2 protein-coding genes are annotated in these 1,174 nt (G+C 30.6%); both read right to left on the minus strand.

The genetic code is table 11. The features are described from left to right. Positions 1-5: 5 nt before the first annotated feature. A complete protein-coding gene (locus tag MSI_RS13455; RefSeq protein ID WP_007590549.1) occupies positions 6-899 on the minus strand; it encodes a hypothetical protein in 894 nt (297 codons plus the stop codon). A gap of 3 nt (positions 900-902) precedes the next feature. Next, a partial coding sequence (locus MSI_RS14820) for a hypothetical protein (protein WP_039925129.1) occupies positions 903-1,174 on the minus strand: 272 nt, incomplete at its 5' end.

Genomic DNA, 1,174 nt, shown 5'->3' on the forward strand with positions numbered 1-1,174 from the left:
TGCTATTAATCCATATTCACAAATTCTATAGTAGTGGCTGAACCTTTACTTTCACCCGACTGTGTAGATGTTGATTCATTCGTGTTAGTACCTTTAGTTACATCATTATGTGAACCTTCGGTTCCAGATTTTGTATTCTGATTAGTGGCAGAGCCTCTGTTTTCTCCTTTACTTGTACTATTAGAAGAACCTGTAGTAGTCTGATCAACAGTTCCACTTCCTGTTGTTTCTGTAGTGCCACTATTAGTCCCTTCATTTGACTGTATCGATTGTTTTGAATATGGATTAATAGCATTGTAAAATGAATAAACTGAATTTCTAATCTTATCAATTTCTTCAAGAGATAGTGATTTTAAAATGAGCATAAGAGCAAACTCATCTCCAATCATTACATCAACAAGTCTATCAACTGATTGAAATTTATCATCATCTTTATTTACACTTGGTACACCTTCAAGAATCGAGGCTCTCTTAAACTCACAAAGTTTTTTATGTAATTCTTTCTTTTCCTCATCTTCGAGCAAGCTAACTTTTGAACCTCTAAAATTACCTTGTAAACTAGGACGTAATATATTATTACTTACATCATATGCACCTATCGATTCTGGATCTGAATTACGAGAAACTCCGTAATAAAATCTAACTCCATTTTTTGAACCTGTTATTAAGTAAATAAAATTAATTCCAGGAACATTCATTGTTCCTATAAAATTCTCAAGAGCCTCTTTTTTAGGAAATTTCTCTTCATCTTCATATGTTATTTCATCTATCCTAAAAAAATTATAATCTTTTATATCGAAGTTATTTGAAACTGATGATTTTGCACCTAAGGAATTAATATATAAATTCTTACTAACATGCTGAGAACTTAATAAATAATCTTTTAGAGATTCTGCCATATTTTATTCCACCTTTAACTCTCTAGTTATAATTTCACTTACTTTATCTTTCTCAATATCATCTGTTGACGAAACGACATATTGTATTTCGTGAGGCTTTGTTGCTCTTATATACACAAAAGCATCATCAGTAGCTTTTATATTTATTTTAATTCTACGAACCTGAGAATTTCCGTTAATTCTTAAATTTCCACTGATTGCATTTGGTAAATCTGTATAATAAAGATAGAAAGAATCTTCATCTGCTTCAATGTAGCGATACCACTTATCATAAT

This window comes from Treponema sp. JC4, assembly GCF_000260795.1.
In the GTDB taxonomy this organism is placed as follows: domain Bacteria; phylum Spirochaetota; class Spirochaetia; order Treponematales; family Treponemataceae; genus Treponema_D.